This window comes from Streptomyces sp. NPDC008125 (assembly GCF_042957125.1).
Classification (GTDB): domain Bacteria; phylum Actinomycetota; class Actinomycetes; order Streptomycetales; family Streptomycetaceae; genus Streptomyces.
The window spans coordinates 253,846-274,296 of sequence record NZ_JBIBHR010000004.1; the positions used below are offsets into that span (position 1 = coordinate 253,846).

General features: G+C 73.9%; 12 protein-coding genes. 9 read left to right on the top strand and 3 right to left on the bottom strand.

From position 1 onward, the window contains the following. Window positions 1-25 precede the first annotated feature (25 nt). Window positions 26-1,288 (bottom strand): nucleotide sugar dehydrogenase, encoded by a 1,263-nt coding sequence (locus ACFZAX_RS08945; RefSeq protein ID WP_390960289.1) that lies wholly within the window; start codon window positions 1,286-1,288, stop codon window positions 26-28. Between the two features lie 277 nt (window positions 1,289-1,565). Here ACFZAX_RS08945 and ACFZAX_RS08950 point away from each other — a divergent pair, with 277 nt between their 5' ends. The 6 genes from ACFZAX_RS08950 to ACFZAX_RS08975 all read left to right on the top strand — a co-directional run bounded on the left by ACFZAX_RS08950 (window position 1,566) and on the right by ACFZAX_RS08975 (window position 15,016). Then, the gene (locus tag ACFZAX_RS08950) at window positions 1,566-3,272 is read left to right on the top strand and encodes an FAD-dependent oxidoreductase (RefSeq protein ID WP_390960290.1); all 1,707 of its coding nucleotides are present in this window, start codon (window positions 1,566-1,568) and stop codon (window positions 3,270-3,272) included. Window positions 3,273-3,593: 321 nt separating this feature from the next. Continuing rightward, window positions 3,594-5,642 (top strand): protein kinase, encoded by a 2,049-nt coding sequence (locus ACFZAX_RS08955; RefSeq protein WP_390960291.1) that lies wholly within the window; start codon window positions 3,594-3,596, stop codon window positions 5,640-5,642. 312 nt (window positions 5,643-5,954) lie between these two features. After that, window positions 5,955-9,026 carry a protein kinase gene (locus tag ACFZAX_RS08960; protein ID WP_390960292.1) on the top strand — a complete coding sequence of 1,024 codons (3,072 nt, stop codon included), beginning with the start codon at window positions 5,955-5,957 and terminating at the stop codon, window positions 9,024-9,026. 127 nt (window positions 9,027-9,153) lie between these two features. Beyond that, a complete protein-coding gene (locus tag ACFZAX_RS08965) occupies window positions 9,154-11,163 on the top strand; it encodes a protein kinase (RefSeq protein WP_390960293.1) in 2,010 nt (669 codons plus the stop codon). A gap of 181 nt (window positions 11,164-11,344) precedes the next feature. Then, window positions 11,345-13,105: a succinic semialdehyde dehydrogenase gene (locus ACFZAX_RS08970; RefSeq protein ID WP_390960294.1), complete on the top strand. Its 1,761-nt coding sequence runs from the start codon at window positions 11,345-11,347 to the stop codon at window positions 13,103-13,105. 81 nt (window positions 13,106-13,186) lie between these two features. Then, entirely contained in the window at window positions 13,187-15,016 is a 1,830-nt protein-coding gene (locus ACFZAX_RS08975) for a GMC oxidoreductase (RefSeq protein ID WP_390960295.1), read from the top strand. Window positions 15,017-15,381: 365 nt separating this feature from the next. Here the strand turns inward: ACFZAX_RS08975 and ACFZAX_RS08980 are convergent, their stop codons facing one another. Further along, window positions 15,382-15,708: a chorismate mutase gene (locus ACFZAX_RS08980; protein ID WP_390960296.1), complete on the bottom strand. Its 327-nt coding sequence runs from the start codon at window positions 15,706-15,708 to the stop codon at window positions 15,382-15,384. 322 nt (window positions 15,709-16,030) lie between these two features. On the opposite strand from ACFZAX_RS08980, the gene guaA reads away from it, so the two are divergent. Together guaA and ACFZAX_RS08990 are read left to right on the top strand one after the other, a co-directional pair. Then, window positions 16,031-17,626: a glutamine-hydrolyzing GMP synthase gene (gene guaA / locus ACFZAX_RS08985; protein WP_390960297.1), complete on the top strand. Its 1,596-nt coding sequence runs from the start codon at window positions 16,031-16,033 to the stop codon at window positions 17,624-17,626. Window positions 17,627-17,840: 214 nt separating this feature from the next. Next, window positions 17,841-19,109: a hypothetical protein gene (locus ACFZAX_RS08990; protein WP_390960298.1), complete on the top strand. Its 1,269-nt coding sequence runs from the start codon at window positions 17,841-17,843 to the stop codon at window positions 19,107-19,109. A gap of 34 nt (window positions 19,110-19,143) precedes the next feature. Here the strand turns inward: ACFZAX_RS08990 and ACFZAX_RS08995 are convergent, their stop codons facing one another. Continuing rightward, window positions 19,144-19,617: a hypothetical protein gene (locus tag ACFZAX_RS08995; RefSeq protein WP_390960299.1), complete on the bottom strand. Its 474-nt coding sequence runs from the start codon at window positions 19,615-19,617 to the stop codon at window positions 19,144-19,146. A gap of 218 nt (window positions 19,618-19,835) precedes the next feature. On the opposite strand from ACFZAX_RS08995, the gene ACFZAX_RS09000 reads away from it, so the two are divergent. Beyond that, a complete protein-coding gene (locus ACFZAX_RS09000) occupies window positions 19,836-20,354 on the top strand; it encodes a DoxX family membrane protein (protein WP_390960300.1) in 519 nt (172 codons plus the stop codon). Window positions 20,355-20,451: the final 97 nt, after the last annotated feature.

A 20,451-nucleotide genomic window follows, 5' to 3' on the forward strand; every position in this document is an offset into this window, starting at 1 on the left:
TCCCGCCCGTACGCCGTCCCGCCCCTCACAGCCGGTGCGCGGCCCCCGCCGGAGTGGCCCCCCGGGTGTCGAGCAGGAGCTGCGCCTTCACCGCGAGGCCCTGGAGGTCGTATGTGCGGTGGTGCTGCAGGAGCAGCGTCAGGTCGGCGGCGGCCGCCGCCTCGTACAGCGAGTCGGCGCGGGGCACCGGGACGTCGCGGACGCGCCAGTCCAGGACGTGCGGGTCGTGGTAGCCGATCTGCGCGCCCAGGTCCATCAGCCGGCTCGCGATGTCCCGGGCCGGGGCCGCCTCCTGGTCGGCGCTGTCCGGCTTGTAGGTGACGCCGAGGAGGAGGATGCGGGCGCCGCGCACCGACTTGCCGTGCTCGTTCAGCAGAGTGGCGCTGCGGCGGATCACATAGCTCGGCATGCGGTCGTTGATCTCCTGCGCCATGGAGACCAGGCGCAGCGGAGGTCCGGGCGCGTGGCCGGCGTACGGCGCGCTGCCCGGGTCCAGGGCGACGCCGTGGCCGCCGACCCCGGGGCCGGGACGGAACGGCTGGAAGCCGAAGGGCTTGGTCTCCGCGCACCGGATGACGTCCCAGAGGTCCACGCCCAGCTCGTGGCAGAGCACCGCCATCTCGTTGACGAGGGCGATGTTCACGTGCCGGAAGTTGGTCTCCAGCACCTTCGTCATCTCCGCCTCGCGCGGGCCCCTGGCGCGTACCACCTTGTCCGTGAGCCGGCCGTAGAACGCGGCGGCGGACTCGGTGCACGCGGGGGTGAGGCCGCCGATGACCTTGGGGGTGTTGGCGTAGGTGTGGGTGCGGTTGCCGGGGTCGAGGCGGCCGGGGGAGCAGGCGAGGTGGAAGTCGCGGCCCGCGCGCAGCCCGGACCCCTCTTCGAGCAGCCCGCGCAGGAGGTTCTCGGTGGTGCCGGGGGGTACGGGCGATTCCAGCAGCACCGTGGTGTGCGGGCGGAGCCGGGCGGCCAGTGCCCGGGCGGCGTCGCCGAGGGCGGTGAGGTCGACGGTGCGGTCGGGCCCGAGGGGGGTGGGGGAGCAGATCACCGCGGTGCGCACCCGGCCGAGTTCGGTGGCGTTGGTGGTGGGGCGGAATCCCCGGGAGAGCATCCTGCGGACTTCGGACGCGGTGAGCGAGCCCTCGACCGGGGTGCGCCCCGCGCCGAGATCCGCGTACGGGCGCGGATCGGTGTCGTAACCGATGGTGTCGATGCCGGCGGCGACCGCTGCCTGCGCGAGGGGCAGGCCGAGGTGACCGAGGCCGATGACCGCGAGGTCTGCGGGCATGCGAGGGCCGTCCTTCCCATAGGACCATGAGGACCGAAAGCGCAACTGCTGTGGACCGCGCGATGTCAGACTAGGCGTAAATATGACCTGTATGTCGCATTTATGTCGCACGGAATGATCGCTGTCATCCGTGGTGATCGGGAGCGTTGTCCACAGGCGGTGGCTGAAGTCGCGATGCGCGGACAGAATCGGGAACGTGGGCACGGCCGCTCCGGCCGTACGGAACCCGGACACACCGCCCGGGCGCCCGCCCACACCGATCCACCGGGAGGCAGAGTTGAGGACATCGACACTGGGACCCGCCGAGCGCGCCGAGGCGCTCGCCGCGATGGCCGAACGCGAACTGGACGTACTGGTCGTCGGCGCGGGCGTGGTCGGCGCGGGGACGGCGCTGGACGCCGCCACCAGAGGGCTCTCCACCGGACTCGTGGAGGCGCGCGACTGGGCCTCCGGCACCTCCAGCCGGTCCAGCAAGCTCATCCACGGCGGCCTGCGCTACCTGGAGATGCTCGACTTCGCCCTGGTCCGCGAGGCGCTCAAGGAACGCGGTCTGCTGCTGGAACGCCTCGCCCCCCACCTGGTGAAGCCGGTGCCGTTCCTCTACCCCTTGCAGCACAAGGGCTGGGAGCGGCTGTACGCGGGCTCCGGCGTCGCCCTCTACGACGCGATGTCCCTCTCCTCCGGACACGGCCGGGGACTCCCCGCCCACCGCCACCTCTCCCGCCGCCACGCCCTGCGCGTGGCCCCCGCGCTCCGCAAGGACGCCCTGGTCGGAGCCCTCCAGTACTACGACGCCCAGATGGACGACGCCCGCTACGTCGCCACCCTGGTGCGTACCGCCGTGAGCTACGGCGCGCACGCGGCGAACCGCGCGCGGGTCTCCGGATTCCTCCGGGAAGGCGAACGCGTCGTCGGCGCCCTGGTCGAGGACGTCGAGACCGGCGGACGGTACGAGGTCAGGGCCAGACAGGTGGTCAACGCGACCGGTGTGTGGACCGACGACACCCAGGCGCTGATCGCCGAACGCGGACAGTTCCACGTCCGCGCCTCCAAGGGCATCCACCTCGTCGTGCCCAAGGACCGCATCCACTCCTCGACCGGGCTGATCCTGCGGACCGAGAAATCCGTCCTCTTCGTCATCCCGTGGGGCCGCCACTGGATCGTCGGCACCACCGACACCGACTGGAGCCTCGACAAGGCCCACCCGGCCGCCTCCAGCGCCGACATCGACTACCTCCTCGAACACGTCAACACCGTGCTGGCCACCCCGCTGACCAGGGACGACGTCGAAGGCGTCTACGCCGGGCTGCGCCCGCTGCTGGCCGGCGAGTCGGACGCGACCAGCAAACTCTCCCGCGAGCACACGGTCGCGCACCCGGTGCCCGGCCTCGTGGTGGTCGCGGGCGGCAAGTACACGACCTACCGGGTGATGGCGAAGGACGCCGTGGACGAGGCCGTGCACGGCCTCGACCAGCGGGTCGCCGAGTGCGTCACGGAGGACGTACCGCTGCTCGGCGCCGAGGGGTACCGCGCCCTGTGGAACGCCCGCGCCCGGATCGCCGCCGCCACCGGCCTGCACGTCGTCCGGGTGGAGCACCTGCTCAACCGGTACGGCTCCCTCGCCGAGGAGCTCCTCGCGCTGATCGCGGAGAACCCCGCACTCGGCGAGCCGCTGCCCGCCGCCGACGACTACCTCGCCGCCGAGATCGTCTACGCCGCCTCGCACGAGGGCGCCCGCCACCTCGACGACGTCCTCACCCGGCGGACCCGGATCTCCATCGAGACCTTCGACCGGGGCACCCTCAGCGCCCGCGTCTGCGCGGAACTGATGGCCCCGGTGCTGGGCTGGGACGCGGACCGGGTCGACCGCGAGGTGGAGCACTACGAGAAGCGGGTCCAGGCCGAGCGGGAGTCGCAGCGCCAGCCGGACGACCTCACGGCCGACGCGGCCCGGCTCGGCGCACCGGACATCGTGCCGATCTGACCGTGCCGAAGCCGGCGGCCGCCCGGATCGTGCCGGTCCGGCCATCCGGTCCGGCCGCCCGGTCCGGCCGCCCGGTCCGGCCGTGCCGAACTGACGGGGCGTCGCGCGGCCCCGGCGGCCGGGGCATGGGAGGGCGAGGAGGGGGCACCCGCCCTTAGGCCGTGGGTGCGCCCGGCACCGGAGCCGGGCAGCCGCACCCCGTGCCCCGTAAGCCCTTTCCCGGGCCCCGTCGGGGCCGAGCGCGGACCCCGCACCAGAACCGGTCCCGGGGTGAGGGACAATGGTCGCTCTGCCAGGGCGGGTTGATCGCAGAGGGGACGCATGTCGGAGGCGGAGCAGGCAAACGGGCCCCAACGGGACACCGAAGGACGTCTTCTCGCGGGACGGTACCGGCTCGGGAAGGTGCTCGGCCGGGGAGGTATGGGTACCGTCTGGCGCGCCGAGGACGAGACCCTGGGCCGGACGGTGGCGGTGAAGGAACTCCGGTTCCCCACGGCCATCGACGACGACGAGAAGCGCCGGCTGATCACGCGCACCTTGCGTGAGGCCAAGGCGATCGCGCGCATCCGCAACACCAGCGCCGTCACCGTGTTCGACGTCGTCGACGAGGACGACCGGCCGTGGATCGTCATGGAGCTCGTCGAGGGCAAGTCCCTCGCCGAAGTGATCCGCGAGGACGGCACACTGACGCCCCGACGGGCGGCCGAGGTCGGCCTCGCCATCCTCGACGTGCTGCGTTCCGCGCACCGCGAGGGCATCCTGCACCGGGACGTGAAGCCGTCCAACGTGCTGATATCCCAGGAGGGCCGGGTCGTCCTGACCGACTTCGGCATCGCCCAGGTCGAGGGCGACCCGTCGGTGACCTCCACCGGCATGCTGGTCGGCGCCCCCTCGTACATCTCGCCGGAGCGCGCCCGCGGCCACAAGCCCGGACCGCCCGCCGACCTCTGGTCGCTCGGCGGTCTGCTCTACGCGAGCGTGGAAGGCAGCCCGCCCTACGACAAGGGCTCGGCCATCGCGACGCTGACGGCCGTGATGACCGAACCGCTCGACCCGCCGAAGAACGCGGGCCCGCTGACGGACGTCATCTACGGCCTCCTCACCCGCGACCCCGAACAGCGGCTCGACGACGCCGGTGCGCGCGCGCTGCTCACCGCGATCGTCAACGCCCCGGAGAAGCCGCAGGCCGACGCCACCCAGGTGATGGCCGTACCCGCCGGGGTGGGCCCGGCCCCCTCGGACGGCAGGACCGGGCCCGCCGACGCCCGGACGCCCGTCTCCTCCGGGACCGGCGAGGGAACCCGGGACCGGCTGCGCGGCGCCCTGCGCTCCGTACGGAACTCCAAGGCCGCGGCAGCCGCCGGGGCAGCGGGTGCGGCCGGTGCGGCCGGGGCTCCGAGCGCCTCCGCCGCGACCCCGGCGGCCACGCCCGCCGGCGGTACCGCCGCCCCCCGCCCCGCCGCTACCACCGGAAAGCCCGGAAAGCCCGGAAAGACCGGCGCCCCGGGCACCGCCTCGGCCTCGGCCTCGGCCTCGGCCTCCGGCGGAGTGCCGCCGCGCGCCCCCGGCGCGTCCACCCGCGCCTCACTCACCGACGTGGTGCCGCGCCGGACCCTCGCGGTCATCGCGGGAGTCGTGGTGCTGGCGGTCATCGGCACCGTGCTCGCGCTCAGCCTCGGCGGCGGGGACGACCAGGACGGCAAGGGCACGGCCACCCAGGGCACCGCGGCCGGGCCCACCGGCGGGGCCGACGCCTCCGGCAAGGGCGACGACCGTACGGACGGGCAGGGCACGTCCGGCGACTCCGCGGCTCCGTCCACGGCCGGCACCGCCTCGGCCTCCGCCTCCTCGTCCGGCAAGGACGGCGACGGCGGCAAGGACGACAAGGGCGGCAAGGACGACGGCGCGCTGCCGGAGGGGTACAGGACGGTCGGCGACAGCCGTTTCCACTTCACCATGGCAATGCCCGCCGCCTACACGCGCACCGCCATCGCGGGGTCCAACTCGGGTGGCATCTACAACGCGTCGAAGGGAAGCTTCCCTCGCGTCCAGATCGACTACAACAGCTCGCCCGGCAAGGACGCCGCCGCGGCCTGGTCGGCGGCGGTCGCGGGGGTGAGCGCCGCGAGCAACGGCTACAAGCACATCGGCATCAAGAGGGTCGAGTACAACGGCTACCCGACCGTCGCCGACTGGGAGTTCGAGCGCAACCAGAACGGCGAGCGGGTGCACGTCCTCAACCGCGGCTTCCGCGCCGACTCGACGCACGGCTACTCGATCATGGTGAGCTGCCCGGCCGCCCAGTGGAACGAGGACGAGTGCCGCACCCTGCGGGAGACGGCGTTCGCCACCTTCGCGCCGAAGGACTGACGAAGGACTGGCGAAGGACTGACGCGGGGCCGGCACGGGGCCGACGAAGGACTGACGCGGGGCCGGCGCGGGGACGACGAGGGGCCGGCGCTGTCCGGTGACCGCCCTCCGGGGCGGTCACCCCACCGCTTCCGGCGGACCGGTCCACCCGGGTTGGCGCGACCCGGACGCGCCGCCGCGTCCCGCCACGTATCGTAAGAGACCGAGAACCGTTCGCAGCCGTGATGGCGCGTCATATGTACGGAAAAACCCGTGATGTGACGGCTCGTACGGATCTCGTGACCGGGGGACCGTGCGCTCTGGGGAGGCGTCGTGGACGACTACGCGGGTCGGGTGCTTGCCGACCGCTACCGCCTTCCGCTGCCGCCGTCCGACGCCTACGAACTGGTCGAGACGCGCGCCTTCGACACCTACAGCGGCCAGGAGGTCCTGGTCCGGCAGGTGCCGCTCCCCGAGGTCGTCGACGCCGAGGTGCTCGACGGCGACGGCCGGCCGTCGCCCGCGCGCCGGACCACCGGCCGGGCGGTCCGCCGCTCCTCGGACCCGGCGGTGCGCCGGGCGATAGAGGCCGCGCAGGCCGCCGCCCAGGTCCCGGACCACCCGCGTCTCGACCAGGTCTTCGACGTGTTCGCCGAGGCGGGCTCGCTCTGGATCGTCAGCGAACTGGTCCCGGCCCGCCCGCTCGCCGCACTGCTGGCCGAACGCCCCCTCAACCCCTACCGCGCCGCCGAGATCGGCTCCGACGTGCTCACCGCCCTGCGGGTGCTGCACGCGCACGGCTGGACCCACCGCAACATCACCGTGCGGACGGTGCTGGTCTGCGACGACGGCCGGGTCATGCTGACCGGCCTCGCGGCGGGCGCAGCCGAGGAGGCGCTCTGCGGGTACGTCACCGTGCCCCGCCCCGACCTGGACGAACCCGACGCCCCGCCCCGGCTCCACGACGAGCCGGAGAGCGACTCCGCGCGGGAGCACGCGTACGAGCACGGGGACGGCACCGACGGCGGCCCCGACGACGGTGGCGGCTACGACGAGCAGCACACCGGGTACGCCCCCGAGCTGCCCGCGGCGCTCCCTCCGGCCCTGCCCCCCGTCCACGCCCCGCACGCCCCGTGGGGCGGGCCCCGCGACCCGTACGCCGACGGGGAGCCGTACGCGGGCCGGGCCGACCGGGACTCCGCCGCGGTGGCGCTCCCGGCCGCACCCGCAGCCCCGGCCGTCCCGCCCGCGCCCGCGGTCCCCGCCGTTCCGCAGCACCGGCCGCCGGTCCAGGAGGCGCCCCCGGGCGCGGCCCTGCCGCCCGCCGATCCCGGCGCGGCGACCGCCGCCCAGCTGCGGGCCGCCCGGGCCGGAGCGATAGCCGCCTACCGTGCGGGCGCCCTCGCGGCCTCGGCCCGCGTCACCGACGAGCAGCAGCGCGCCGAGGAGCAGCGCCTCGCGGAGGAGCAGCACCGGGCCGAGGAGCGGCAGCGCGCGGACGAACAGCACCGGGCCGAGGAGCAGCACAGGGCCGAGGAGCAGCACAGGGCCGAGGAGCAGCACAGGGCGGAGGAGCAGCGGCGCGCCGAGGCCGCCGACGGGCCGGGGCTGCTGCCTCCGCCGCGCCCCGCGGCCGGGGCGCTGCCGCCGCTGCCCAGCGGCTGGGGCCGTTCCTCCGCCGATCTCTACCCCGACCTCTACGACGAGGAGGACGACGAGGAGGACGACGACCCGGAGGACCCGGGTCCGGCCGCTCCCGGCCGCCGCGTCCACCTCGCCGGCTCCTGGGAGGACGGCCACTCCGGCCGTTCCGTGCCCGCCGGGGGCTCCGGCGCCGACGCCCTGCGGGCCGACTCCCGCCGCGAGATGCTGCCTGCCGCCCGTTCCGGCGCGGCCGTCGAACGCGTGCCCGCCGGCAGCTGGGACGCCGTCGTGGCCGCCGGCGACCAGGGCCCCGTCTACCGGGGGCCCGCCACCCCGCTCGCCGCCGAACGCGCCCGGCAGGCCCGTATCGCCGTCGTCGGGGCCGTCACCGAGCGGTGGGCGCCCGAGCAGGCCGGCCCCGTCCACGAGAACTGGCAGCTCGCCCCGCCCATCGGCCCCGCCACCGACCTGTGGGCGCTGGGCGCGCTGCTCTACCGCGCGGTTCAGGGGCACGCCCCCTATCCGGAGGAGAACGCCGCCGAGCTCGTCCAGATGGTGTGCGGGGAGCCGCCCGCCTTCGCGGAGGAGTGCGGTCCGCTGCGGCCCGTCGTGGAGTCGCTGCTGCGCCAGGACCCCGCCGAGCGGCCCGACTTCGAGGAGCTGCGCGGCTGGCTGCGCTCCCTGATCCGGTCCGCCCCGGAGCCGGAGGCCGGTACGGACGTCGTGCCGCTCCCCGCCGACGACGCCACCAAACTGCCCATCGTCCGGCGCAAGGGCGAACTCGTCCGCAGGCGACGCCGGTTCCGCTCCGCCGCGCAGGGCCGGCACCGCCAGGGCGCCGGCGGCGGCCAGGCGGGCCGGGACGACCGGGACGGTCAGGAGGCGGCAGGGCTGGAGGCCCTGGGGCTGCGCGCCTACCCGGAGGCCGACGAGCGGGAGTACCAGGAGCCCGCGCAGCCGTACGCGTACGATCCCCGGGCCGCGCAGGAGCGCAGGCCGCCACGCGGCCCGCGCGAGCCCAAGGTGCTGAGGGACAACGGCAACCGCCCGCCGCGCCGCCTCGGCCGGCTGCTCCTGCTGCTCGTCCTGCTGGCGCTGGCCGGTGCGGTGGTCTACGCCCTGGTGTTCATGCCGAAGAACGACGCAGGGTCGCGCACGGGGGCGGCGCCCACCCCGGCGGCCACCGACTCCGCCGCGCCCGCAGGCTCCGAGCCGCCCGCCGAGAAGCCCTCGCCGTCCGCCTCCGGCAAGGCCTCGTCGGCGCCCGGGACCCAGGATCCGCAGACGAGCGGGTCCGCCGTGGCTCTTCCGCCCGGGTACACGCTCCGCAAGGACCCGGAGGGGTTCGAGGTGGGCGTGCTGAAGGGATGGCTGCGCAGCCCCGCCAACGCGGACCGCCAGATCCGTTACGGCAGCGACGGGTTCAGCCTGCTGATCGTGCCGGGCCGGGACACCGTGCAGGCCAACGGGTCCGATCCGCTCGCCTACCAGCGCGACAAGGAACCCGAGTTGCAGCCGTTCCGCGACTCCTCCTGGTCCACGGCGACCGGGCTCCGCCGGGTGGACGTCGGCCGACAGGCCATGGCCGAGGGGCAGTACACCTGGCAGGACGTCAACGGCCGTGAGGTGTACGTCCGCAACCTCGCGATGGTCGTCGACGGCCGCTACCACATCATCCAGGTCATCGGCCCGGTCAACGAGCGCGACCAGGTCACCAGCATCTACCAGCAGGTCATCTCCTCGTACGAGGTCACGCCCTGACGGTCCGGAATGTTCGGTTACGTCGCCGTCCGGGGTCATCACAGTGCGGTCTCATGGGCGGTGCGAGGTTCCCCGCCTCCGGGCCCCTCCGTAATCTGGCACCCGAGCAACGGGGCGGGGACGACACGTGGATCACTCATCGAACAGCGGCAGGCGCACCGACAAGGCCGCCGGAACGGCGCCCGGACTGGTACTCGCGGGCCGGTACCGGCTGGTGGACGTGCTGGGCCGGGGCGGCATGGGCAAGGTGTGGCGGGCACAGGACGAGGTGCTCCACCGCACGGTCGCCGTCAAGGAGCTGACCGCCGGCCTGTACGTCGCCGAGGCCGACCGGGTCGTGCTGCACGCCCGTACCCGCAAGGAGGCGCGGGCCGCCGCCCGGATCAGCCACCCCGGTGTCGTCACGGTCCACGACGTACTCGACCACGACGACCGTCCGTGGATCGTCATGCAGTACGTCGACGGGCCGTCGCTCGCCGACTCCGCCAAGGAGAACGGCGAGGTCACCCCGCACGAGGCCGCCCGCATCGGGCTCGGAGTCCTCGGCGCGCTGCGCGCCGCGCACGCGGCGGGGGTGCTGCACCGGGACGTCAAGCCGGGCAACGTCCTGCTCGCCCGCGACGGGCGGATCCTCCTCACCGACTTCGGCATCGCCGCCATCGAGGGCGACTCGACCATCACCCGGACCGGCGAACTCATCGGCTCCATCGACTACCTGGCGCCCGAGCGGGTGCAGGGTCACGACCCCGGACCGGCCTCCGACCTCTGGTCGCTCGGCGCCACGCTCTATGCGGCGATCGACGGCCGGTCGCCGTTCCGCCGTTCCTCGCCCATCGCGACCATGCAGGCGGTCGTCACGGACGAACCGTCGATCCCCCCGGGCGCGGGCACCCTCGGCCCGGTGATCGCCGCCCTGCTCTGCAAGGACCCGGCCGGCCGGCCCTCGACCGCCGAGACCGAGCGGATGCTGCGATCCGTGCTGACCGGCCGCGAACCCCGCACCGCCCAGGCGTACGTGGACACGCGCCCCTACGCGGGCGAGACCCGGAGCGAGACGGCCGCGCCGCCCTACGGCCAGGAGGCGCCGGCGGACCGGGCGGGAGCGACCGGCCCCACCGTCGCCCGGGCGGCGGCCTCGGCGCCCGGACCGGCTTCCGCCCCGCCGGGGTACGGCCCCCGGGCCGGGCAGGGCTCTCCCGCACCGGCTTCCGCCCCGCCGGGGTACGGCCCCCGGGCCGGGCAGGGCTCTCCCGCACCGGGGTACGGCACCCGGAGCGGGCAGGACTCTCCCGCGTCCGGGTTCGGTGCCCCCACGCCTTCGGTCGGGTTCCCGTACGGAACCCCGCCCGGACCGTCCGGCCACACCACCGCCGCGACCCCCACCACGACCCCCGCGACCCCGGGGACGAAGTCCGGGTCGCGGCGGCGCAACACCGTGGTGGCCGTGGTGGTCGCGGCGGTGCTGGGCACCGGGGCGGGGCTGGGCGCGATGCACTACGCGGGCAGCGGTTCGGACGACGGGAACGGGCGCCCCTCGCCCACGGCCACCGCGCAGCGGCCCACCGCCGGCTCGGAGCCCTCGGCCGGTGCCGCGGGCGGCACCTCGGACACCGGCGCCACCGCCGGATCCTCCGACGCCGCCGCCTCCCCGTCCGCCGGTCCGGTCGACTCCTCGATACCGGCCGGCTGGGAGCGGGTGGAGGACCCGGCGGGCTTCAGTCTCGCCGTACCCGAGGGATGGGTGCGCCGGACGGAGGGCACCCAGATCGACTACACCCCGGACGAGGGCGGGCACCGCCTCCGCATCAGCGTCGACGACGCGCCGGACTTCGACACCGCGTACGCCCACATGCAGTCCATGGAGGAGACCCTCAGCGACCGGCTCCCCGGCTACTCGCGCATCTCGCTGGACGAGAACACCTTCCGCGACCACTCCGGCTCGCTCTGGGAGTTCACCTGGACGGAGACCCAGGACCATCCGGGGGAGCGGCGCGGTATCGACCAGATGTACTTCGCCGGCACCGGCGGGCCGGAGTACGCGCTCTACCTGACCGCCCCGGCGGACGACTGGGAGAGCACCCGGGAGCTGTTCGAGACGATGCTCAGGAGCTGGCGCCCGCCCACCCGGACGGAGTGAGCCCGGCCCGGCAGGGGGGCGGGGTGCCAGACGGGCCACCGCCCAAAATTCTCGCTGCCGCACCGGGAACCGCCCTGATCAGCGGTTATTCCGCCAGTGATCACTGGCTGAGTGTGGGGAGTGTGAAAAGGGTGTTACCCGCGGGTACCCAAAGTCGGCCGGTGGACTTACCCTCGCCCTCATGACGGACTCGCAGGCAGCGGACTCGACGGCATCGGCCCCCACGACGTCGGACGCCGTGACACCGGCCCCCGGAGCGGCGGCCCCGCAGGCCTTCGACGCGCGGGCGGCGACGGCCGCCCCGGGTACCAACCCGGCGACGGCCGCCCCGGGTACCAACCCGGCGACGGCCGCCCCGGGTACCAACCCAGTGGCGGTGGCCCCCGCGGGCGTACGCACGGCGGCCGACGTGGTCACCCCCGACCTGGTCGCCCGGCTGGTCCGCGGAGTCGTCGGCTCCGGACGTACCGCCAACCACACCCCGGTCACCGGCGAGAAACTGGCCGATCTGCCGGAGTCCACCCCCGAGGACGTGGCCACCGCGTTCGAACGGGCCCGCGCCGCCCAGCCCGCCTGGGCCGCCACGCCCGTCCGCGCACGGGCCGCCGTGCTGCTCCGCTTCCACGACCTCGTCCTCCAGCGCCAGGCCGAGGTCCTCGACCTCATCCAGCTGGAGACGGGCAAGGCCCGGCTGCACGCCCACGAGGAGGTCCAGGCGGTCGCCGTCGCCTCCCGCCACTACGGCCGAAAGGCCCCCGCCTACCTGCGCCCGAAGCGGCACACCGGAGTCGTACCGACCCTCACCAAGGTCACCGAGCTGCGTCAGCCGCGCGGGGTCGTCGGCCAGATCGCCCCGTGGAACTACCCGCTGGAACTCTCCGTCGGCGACGCGCTGCCCGCCTTCGTCTCCGGCAACGCCGTCGTGATGAAGCCCGACACCGAGACCGCGCTGACCGCGCTCTGGGCCCGTGACCTGCTGATCGAGGCCGGACTGCCCGCCGAGGTCTTCCAGGTGGTGCTCGGCGAGGGCCCGGTCGTCGGCCCCGAGGTCGTCCAGCGCGCGGACTACGTCTCCTTCACCGGCTCCACCCGCACCGGCCGCGAGGTCGCCCAGGGCGCGGCGGCCCGGCTCGTCGGCGTCTCGCTGGAACTCGGCGGCAAGAACGCCATGCTGGTGCTCGCCGACGCCGACGTGGAGAAAGCAGCCGCCGGAGCCGTCCGCGCCTGCTTCTCCTCCGCCGGCCAGCTCTGCATCTCCATCGAGCGGCTGTACGTCCACGAGTCCGTCGCCGACGACTTCGTGGCCCGCTTCGCCGCCCGCACCAAGGCGATGCGGCTCGGCGGCTCCCTCGCGTACGGCGCCGACATGGGCTCGCTCGCCGGGGAACGCCAGCTGGAGGCCGTCGTCCGGCACGTGGACGAGGCCGTCGCGAAGGGCGCCACCCTCGTCGCGGGCGGGAAGGCGCGCCCCGACATCGGCCCGCTCTTCTACGAGCCGACCATCCTCGAAGGCGTCGAGGCGCCCATGGAGGTCTGCACCCAGGAGACCTTCGGCCCGGTCGTCTCGGTCTACCGCTTCACCGACGAGGAGGAGGCCGTCGCGCTCGCCAACGCGACCCCCTACGGCCTCAACGCCAGCGTCTGGACCACGGACGCCCGCCGCGGCCACCGGGTCGCCGCCCGGCTGCGCACCGGCACCGTCAACATCAACGAGGGGTACGCCCCCGCCTACGGCAGCGTGCAGTCCCCGATGGGCGGCATGAAGGACTCCGGGCTCGGCCGCCGGCACGGGTCCGAGGGCATCCTCAAGTACACCGAGGCGCAGACCGTCGCCCAGCAGCGCCTGATCCCGCTCGCCCCCGCCTTCGGGATGGACGACGAGAAGTACGCGGCGTTCATGAGCCGCAGCCTCAAGGCGATGAAGGCGTTCCGGCTGCGCTGATCCGCCCCGCACGATCCGTGGCACCGGGGCTCGTACAGACAGGTCAGAAGGTTCCACCCGAGGTTCGCGACGAGGAGAGCCATGCCCGAGGACAGCCCTGCCCGCAACCAGGCCGACAGCGCCGGTACCGCCTCGGACCCCGAGTTCGACTACGACGTCCTCGTCGTCGGTTCGGGGTTCGGCGGCGCGGTCTCCGCGCTCCGGCTGACCGAGAAGGGGTACCGGGTCGGCGTCCTGGAGGCGGGCCGCCGCTTCACCCCGGGGACACTGCCCAAGAACTCCTGGGACCTGAAGAACTACCTCTGGGCCCCCGCCCTGGGCCTCTACGGCATCCAGCGGGTGCACCTCCTCGGCAAGGTCATGGTGCTGGCCGGAGCCGGGGTCGGCGGCGGCTCGCTGAACTACGCGAACACGCTGTACGTCCCGCCCGCCGCGTTCTTCGAGGACCGCCAGTGGGCCGCCATCACCGACTGGCAGGACGAGCTGCGGCCCTACTACGACCAGGCCACCCGGATGCTCGGGGTCCGGCTCAACCCGACCACGACCCCCTCCGACGTCCACCTCAAGGCGACGGCCGAGGCGATGGGCGTCGGTGACACCTTCCACCTGGCGCCGGTCGGGGTGTTCTTCGGCGACGGCCGGGACGCCGACGGCACGGCGAAGGCGGAGCCCGGCGGCACGGTCGCCGACCCGTACTTCGGCGGCGCGGGACCCGCCCGCAAAGCCTGCACCGAATGCGGCGAGTGCATGACCGGCTGCCGTCACGGGGCGAAGAACACCCTCACCGAGAACTACCTCCACCTCGCCGAGAAGTCCGGCGCCGTGATCCACCCGATGACCACCGTGCTCGCCGTCACCGAGGACCCGGCCGGCGGCCACCGCGTCGAGACCGTCCCCACCGACCGCCGCCGCAAGGCCGCGCCCCGCACGCTCCGGGCCCGCCACGTGATCGTGGCGGCGGGCACGTACGGCACCCAGACCCTGCTGCACCGGATGAAGGACGAGGGGCTGCTGCCCCGGCTCTCGGACCGGCTCGGCGAGCTGACCCGCACCAACTCCGAGGGACTGGTCGGCGCGCAGACCAGCGACCGCCGCTACCGCAGCAAGCACGGCGCGAAGCCCGACTTCACCAAGGGCGTCGCCATCACCTCGTCGATCCACCCGGACGCCAGCACCCACATCGAACCGGTCCGCTACGGCAAGGGCTCCAACGCCATGGGCGGCCTCACCATCCTCCAGGTGCCGTACGCGAAGCGGCGGGTGCTCGCCTGGCTCGCCGACGTGGTCAGGCACCCCACCGTCGCGGCCCGCTCGCTCTCCAACCGGAAGTGGTCCGAGCGGACCATCATCGGGCTCGTCATGCAGTCGCTCGACAACTCGCTGACCGCCTACCGCAAGCCGCATGGCATCGGAAAGGGCCTGCTCACCGCCCGGCAGGGGCACGGGGCACCCAACCCGACACAGATCGCCGAGGCCACGCAGGCCGCGTCGCTGCTCGCCGAGGAGATCAACGGCTTCGCCGGTTCCAACATCGGCGAGCTCATGGGCACCCCGCTCACCGCGCACTTCCTCGGCGGCTGCCCGATCGGGGCGAGCCCGGCCGAGGGCGTCATCGACCCGTACCACCGGCTGTACGGGCACCCCGGCATCTCGGTGGTCGACGGCTCGGCGGTCTCCGCCAACCTGGGCGTCAACCCGTCGCTGACGATCACCGCGCAGGCCGAGCGCGCCCTGTCGTTCTGGCCCAACAAGGGCCAGCCCGACCCGCGACCGGCCCAGGGCGAGGCGTACCAGCGGCTGGCACCGGTGGAGCCGGCCGCCCCCGCGGTGCCCCCGGAGGCGTTCGGCGCGCTGAAGCTGCCGTTCCTGGGCATCCCGGCCGTACCGCCGAAGCCGGCGCCGAAGGCGTGAGGGCCCCCCGTACGCGAAACACGGCCCGGGACGAACCAGTGGGGGCCGGCCCCGGGCGTCCCCGGAGCCGGCCCCCACACGGGTGACCGGACTGCTGTCCCCTGCCGACCGGTCACAACGCCGGGACGCGGTCCCACGACGCACCTGAGATACGTCACACGTCCGAGCGGAGCCACGCGCTTCTTCCTGCCGATGCCGCCCCTGGCCGGTGCGGACACACCCCGGACAACGAAGGCCGGTCCGGGCCGGTCACGCTCCGTACGGGTGAGACCGGGACCGAACGGGGGTGCGGCCGTACAGCCCTGCGCGCAGGGGACGCCGCCCGTACGCCCCGCACTCCGCCCGTACGCCCGGGTGCGCCGGATTCACACCTGGCCGCGGCAGAGCTCCAGCAGCGTCATCGCGAGCGGAGTGCCGGGCTTCCCGAGCGCGTCCCGGAAGTGGCTGAGCACCTCCATCTCCCGGGAGAGGTTCACCCGGCGGCCCCCGGACGTGATCCTCGCCTCCTGGATGACCGCCGACACCGCCATCCGTTCCCGCACCAGGCCGATGATCCGGTCGTCCAGCGCGTCGATCCGTTCCCGGGCACCGCCGATCAGCGCGGCGGCCTCCTCGGTGTGCGCACCGGTCGCCTCGGTCGCGGTCTTCGCCGGCTTCGCGGTGGCCGTGGCGGGGGTGGTGATGATGCTCATGGTCGGACTCCCGATCGGGGTACGGGCCCCGGCCCGAAGGCCCCGCACGCCAAGACGCCCCGGGCCTGTCGGCCCGGGGCGTCTGGAAGGTCGCTCGTCAGTTGCTCAAGCAGCACGACCATGACACCCGGCGGGCCGGATGCCATAGGTAAAGACGGAAGTCGTGCACTGACGCATGGCAGCCAGTATGGACCCGTCCCGGCCCGGCACCCGACGGGGGTCCGGATGGTGGGACGGCCGCGGAAACGGGACGCGGGAGGCCGCTTCGCCGCGGCCGGTAACATTGAAGGACCGACACCCCTCACCGCCGGAAGGCCGCCTCGTGCCAGCAGCACCCCCCGCCGCCCCCGACATGACCACCGACGTGGTTCTCGTCGTCGACTTCGGCGCGCAGTACGCCCAGCTGATCGCCCGCCGTGTCCGCGAGGCCCGGGTCTACAGCGAGATCGTCCCGTCCACCATGCCGGTGGCCGAGATGCTGGCGAAGAACCCCCGCGCGATCATCCTGTCCGGCGGGCCGTCCTCGGTGTACGCGGAAGGGGCGCCCTCGCTCGACCGCTCGCTGTTCGAGGCCGGGGTCCCGGTCTTCGGCATGTGCTACGGCTTCCAGCTGATGGCGACCACGCTCGGCGGCACCGTCGACGACAACGGGGCCCGTGAGTACGGCCGCACCCCGCTCAAGGTCACCAAGTCGGGCTCCACCCTCTTCGAGGGGACCCCCGACGAGCAGGCCGTCTGGATGTCGCACGGCGACGCCTGCTCCGCCGCCCCCGAGGGCTTCACCGTGACCGCGTCCACCGACGTCGTCCCGGTCGCCGCCTTCGAGAACGACGAGAAGAAGCTCTACGGCGTCCAGTACCACCCCGAGGTCATGCACTCGACCCACGGGCAGCAGATCCTGGAGCACTTCCTCTACCGCGGCGCGGGCATCGAGCCGACCTGGACGACCACCAACGTCGTCGAGGAGCAGGTCGCGCTCATCCGCGAGCAGGTCGGCACCAAGCGCGCCATCTGCGGTCTCTCCGGCGGCGTGGACTCCGCGGTCGCCGCGGCTCTCGTGCAGAAGGCCATCGGCTCCCAGCTGACCTGCGTCTACGTCGACCACGGCCTGATGCGCAAGGGCGAGACCGAGCAGGTCGAGAAGGACTTCGTGGCCGCCACCGGCGTCCAGCTGAAGGTCGTCGACGCCGAGAAGCGCTTCCTCGACGCGCTCGCCGGGGTCTCCGACCCGGAGCAGAAGCGGAAGATCATCGGCCGCGAGTTCATCCGCGTCTTCGAGCAGGCCCAGGCCGAGATCGTCGCCGAGGGCGCGGCCGACGGCGAGCAGGTCGCCTTCCTCGTGCAGGGCACCCTGTACCCGGACGTCGTCGAGTCCGGCGGCGGCACCGGCACCGCCAACATCAAGTCGCACCACAACGTCGGCGGCCTTCCCGACGACATCGAGTTCGAGCTCATCGAGCCGCTGCGCCAGCTGTTCAAGGACGAGGTCCGGATGGTCGGCCAGGAGCTCGGCCTGCCCGAGGAGATCGTCCAGCGCCAGCCGTTCCCCGGCCCCGGCCTGGGCATCCGCATCGTCGGTGACGTCACCAAGGAGCGCCTCGACCTGCTCCGCGAGGCCGACGCCATCGCCCGCGAGGAACTGACGGCGGCCGGTCTCGACCGCGAGATCTGGCAGTGCCCCGTGGTCCTCCTCGCCGACGTCCGCTCGGTCGGCGTCCAGGGCGACGGCCGCACCTACGGCCACCCGATCGTGCTGCGCCCGGTGTCCTCCGAGGACGCGATGACGGCCGACTGGTCGCGCCTGCCGTACGAGACGCTGGCGAAGATCTCCACCCGCATCACCAACGAGGTCGCCGACGTCAACCGCGTCGTCCTCGACGTGACGAGCAAGCCGCCGGGGACGATCGAGTGGGAGTGATCCTCCCCGCGACCCCCTGACGATGCCGCCGCTCCCCCTGCGGGAGCGGCGGCATCGCCGTGTCCGGAGCCCTCCGCCGTCCCCGAGGGGCACAGGTGCGCGAAACCGGGGGGCGGGGCCGACCCGATGCGGCCCGAAGGCGTCCGGTACGGCACAATTCACAAAAAACGTAAGTGAGTTGGCTGTACCGGGGCGGGAAAGGGCGGCAGGGGTCGTGGCGTTGGACGAGGCGAGGGCAAGCAGGGCGCACGGCGGGGGCTGTACGTGCGGCGACTGCCCGCACGGAGCACGCGAAGGACACCGGCGCGCGGTCGCGGCCTTCCTCGCCAGACGGGACGAGTTCGCCGCCGGGAAGGGGCTGCCCGCCGGAGTGGCGCAGTCGCCCTCCGCCTCCCGGCAGTGGGTCTCCGACGAGCTGACCGGTGCCGCCCGCGCGGTCGCCGACCGCGGCCGGGAAGCCGGTGACGCCTGGCTCCACGAGGTACGGCTGCGCACCCTCGCCGTCATCGCGGTCGCGCTCGTCGCCCTCGTCCTCGGCGAGACCGCCACCGCGATCGGCCCGGGCTGGTCCACCGCCCGTACCGCCGGGCTGATCGCCGGGCTCGTCACCGCCGCGCTGCTGGCCGCCGCGGCCTCGTACCACCGGGCGCGCGGTGGGCTGCTCGCCCCGCTCATCGGCGAGGACAACCGGCTCTCGACTTCGCGGACCGTCGCCGCCGCCTGGGTGCTGCTCGCCGTCTTCGCCGTCCTGGTGCTCTCCCTCCAGCTCGCCGGGGCCTCCGACCACACGCAGCGCGATGCGCTCATCGAGGGGCTGGACCTGACGCGCTCGGCGGGGGTGCTGACGGTGCTGGCGCTGGTCTGCGCCGTCGCCGTCGTCGTCCGCCGGGTCGTCTCCGTGCGCGTACTGGCGCAGCGGCTCCAGAAGATCCGGGCCGACCGTCCCCGCGCCGCCGACCTGCTGACCGACGACTCCGGCCGCGGCAGCTTCACCGACGTGCAGTACGTGCTGGTGAACGGCGTCGCGGTGCTCTTCGCGGCGGTCCGCCTCGCCCGCCGCCCCGAGCAGCTCCCGGACCTGCCGTGGGGGCTCGCGCTGCTGGTGGCGGTCTCGGCGGCGACCTACTTCGCGGGGAAGTACGCGGAGGGCGGCCGGCCGGTGGTCCTGTCGGTCGTCCGGGCCCGGGAGGCCGGTGATCTGGACGCCCCGATCCGTACCGGCGACGACATCGAGATCCGGGGCGCCGGCTTCGTGCCGCCCGGCGCGGGCGGCCCGGCCGGACTGGCCCGGCTCGTCGTACGGATAGGGACGGTCCACGTCCACGTCCCGCTGGTCCCGGTCCCCGGCGGCTTCGCCAACCCGACCGACACCGTCCTCACCGTGCCCGTCCCGGTGGAGGTCGAACCCGGCTCGGTGGACGTCCAGGTGGTCACGGCGGCGGGGGTGGAGACCAACAGCTGCCGGATCGACGTGACGGACTGACCCCGCGGGGCGTACCGGCACCCCTGGGTCCGGGTCAGAACAAGGGCGCCGCCATGAACGTCGTGTAGACGGACGCGCCGAGGATCAGCCAGAGCAGGACCGCACCGGTCAGCAGGGTGCGCGCGACGGGGACGGCGGCGGGGCGGTCCCGGAGCGAGGCGACGATCCACCCGCACGCGGCGCAGAGGACCGGCACCCCGACGAGCACCAGCGCGTCGCGCTGCAGCCGGAGCTTCGTCTCGTGGTTGCCCTGCCAGTCGCTGATGCTCTGGTTCCGGACCGCTTCTTCCGCGATGTGCCAGAACCCGAGGAACAGCGGGACCAGCAGCACGGCGCTCACCCCGAGGAGGGTGACGAGCGTGCGGCTTCGGGGCGGCCGGTCCGTGCCGTCCGAGTGGTCCGCGTCCCCGGGGGGAACCGCGTCCGTCGCGTAGGCCGAGTCCACCAGGGCGGCCGCGTCCTCCGCGGCGTTCCGGGAGCGCTCCGGGGGGTGCTGGGCATCCGTCATGCGGGCATCCTCGGTGAGAAGTCCGGTGCTCCGCCACCCGTATCGCGTACGGAACCGGACGGCGGCGGACGCGCGGCACGGACGCGGTGCACGTGTCCGGTCCGTCGCGTGTGCGCCGACGCGCCCGCCCCCGTGCGCCGGAAGCCGCCCCCTTTCCCCACGTACGTGTGTTCTTACGTATGGTCTGTTGACGGGGCAACGGAGAGGTGGAGCAGTTCATGCAGGGCCACGGAAGCAACGGTTACGGACGCGTTCCCGGCGAGTCGAAGGGGCTGAGGGAGCAGGCGCGCACGTACGCGCTGCTGCCGCTGCGGGTCTTCCTCGGCGTCACCTTCATCTACGCCGGGCTCGACAAGCTGACGGACAGCGCCTTCCTGTCGTCGAGCGGGGCCGGTTCGATCGGCGACCAGATGCGCGGGGTCCGCGACTCCGCCGGCGCCCCCTGGCTCGTCGACCTGGCGCTGCACGGCCCGGTCGGCTTCGGGTACGCCATCGCCCTCGGCGAACTCGCCGTCGGCATCGGCACCCTGTTCGGGCTCTGGGGCCGGCTCGCCGCACTCGGCGGCGCGCTGATCTCGCTGAGCCTCTGGCTCACCGTGAGCTGGCAGGCGACCCCGTACTACTACGGCAACGACCTCGTCTACCTCATGGCCTGGCTGCCGCTGCTGCTCGCCGGATCGGGACCCTTCTCGCTGGACACGCTCCTGCCGCCGCGCCGCCGCCGCCGGAGCCTGTAGGCGACCCAGGCGGCCACGGCGGCGAGGAGGAGCCCGCCGCCCAGCACCGCGGCGAAGAACACCCACGGCGCGTGCCAGGCCCCGGCCCAGTCGGCCG

What these genes read in the sequence shown, in the direction of transcription:
- ACFZAX_RS08975 (WP_390960295.1), top strand. Translation starts at nt 13,187, where the DNA reads ATGCCCGAGGACAGCCCTGCCCGCAACCAGGCCGACAGCGCCGGTACC.
- ACFZAX_RS09000 (WP_390960300.1), top strand. Translation starts at nt 19,836, where the DNA reads ATGCAGGGCCACGGAAGCAACGGTTACGGACGCGTTCCCGGCGAGTCG.
- ACFZAX_RS08945 (WP_390960289.1), bottom strand. Translation starts at nt 1,288, where the DNA reads ATGCCCGCAGACCTCGCGGTCATCGGCCTCGGTCACCTCGGCCTGCCC.
- ACFZAX_RS08980 (WP_390960296.1), bottom strand. Translation starts at nt 15,708, where the DNA reads ATGAGCATCATCACCACCCCCGCCACGGCCACCGCGAAGCCGGCGAAG.
- ACFZAX_RS08955 (WP_390960291.1), top strand. Translation starts at nt 3,594, where the DNA reads ATGTCGGAGGCGGAGCAGGCAAACGGGCCCCAACGGGACACCGAAGGA.
- ACFZAX_RS08970 (WP_390960294.1), top strand. Translation starts at nt 11,345, where the DNA reads ATGACGGACTCGCAGGCAGCGGACTCGACGGCATCGGCCCCCACGACG.
- ACFZAX_RS08995 (WP_390960299.1), bottom strand. Translation starts at nt 19,617, where the DNA reads ATGACGGATGCCCAGCACCCCCCGGAGCGCTCCCGGAACGCCGCGGAG.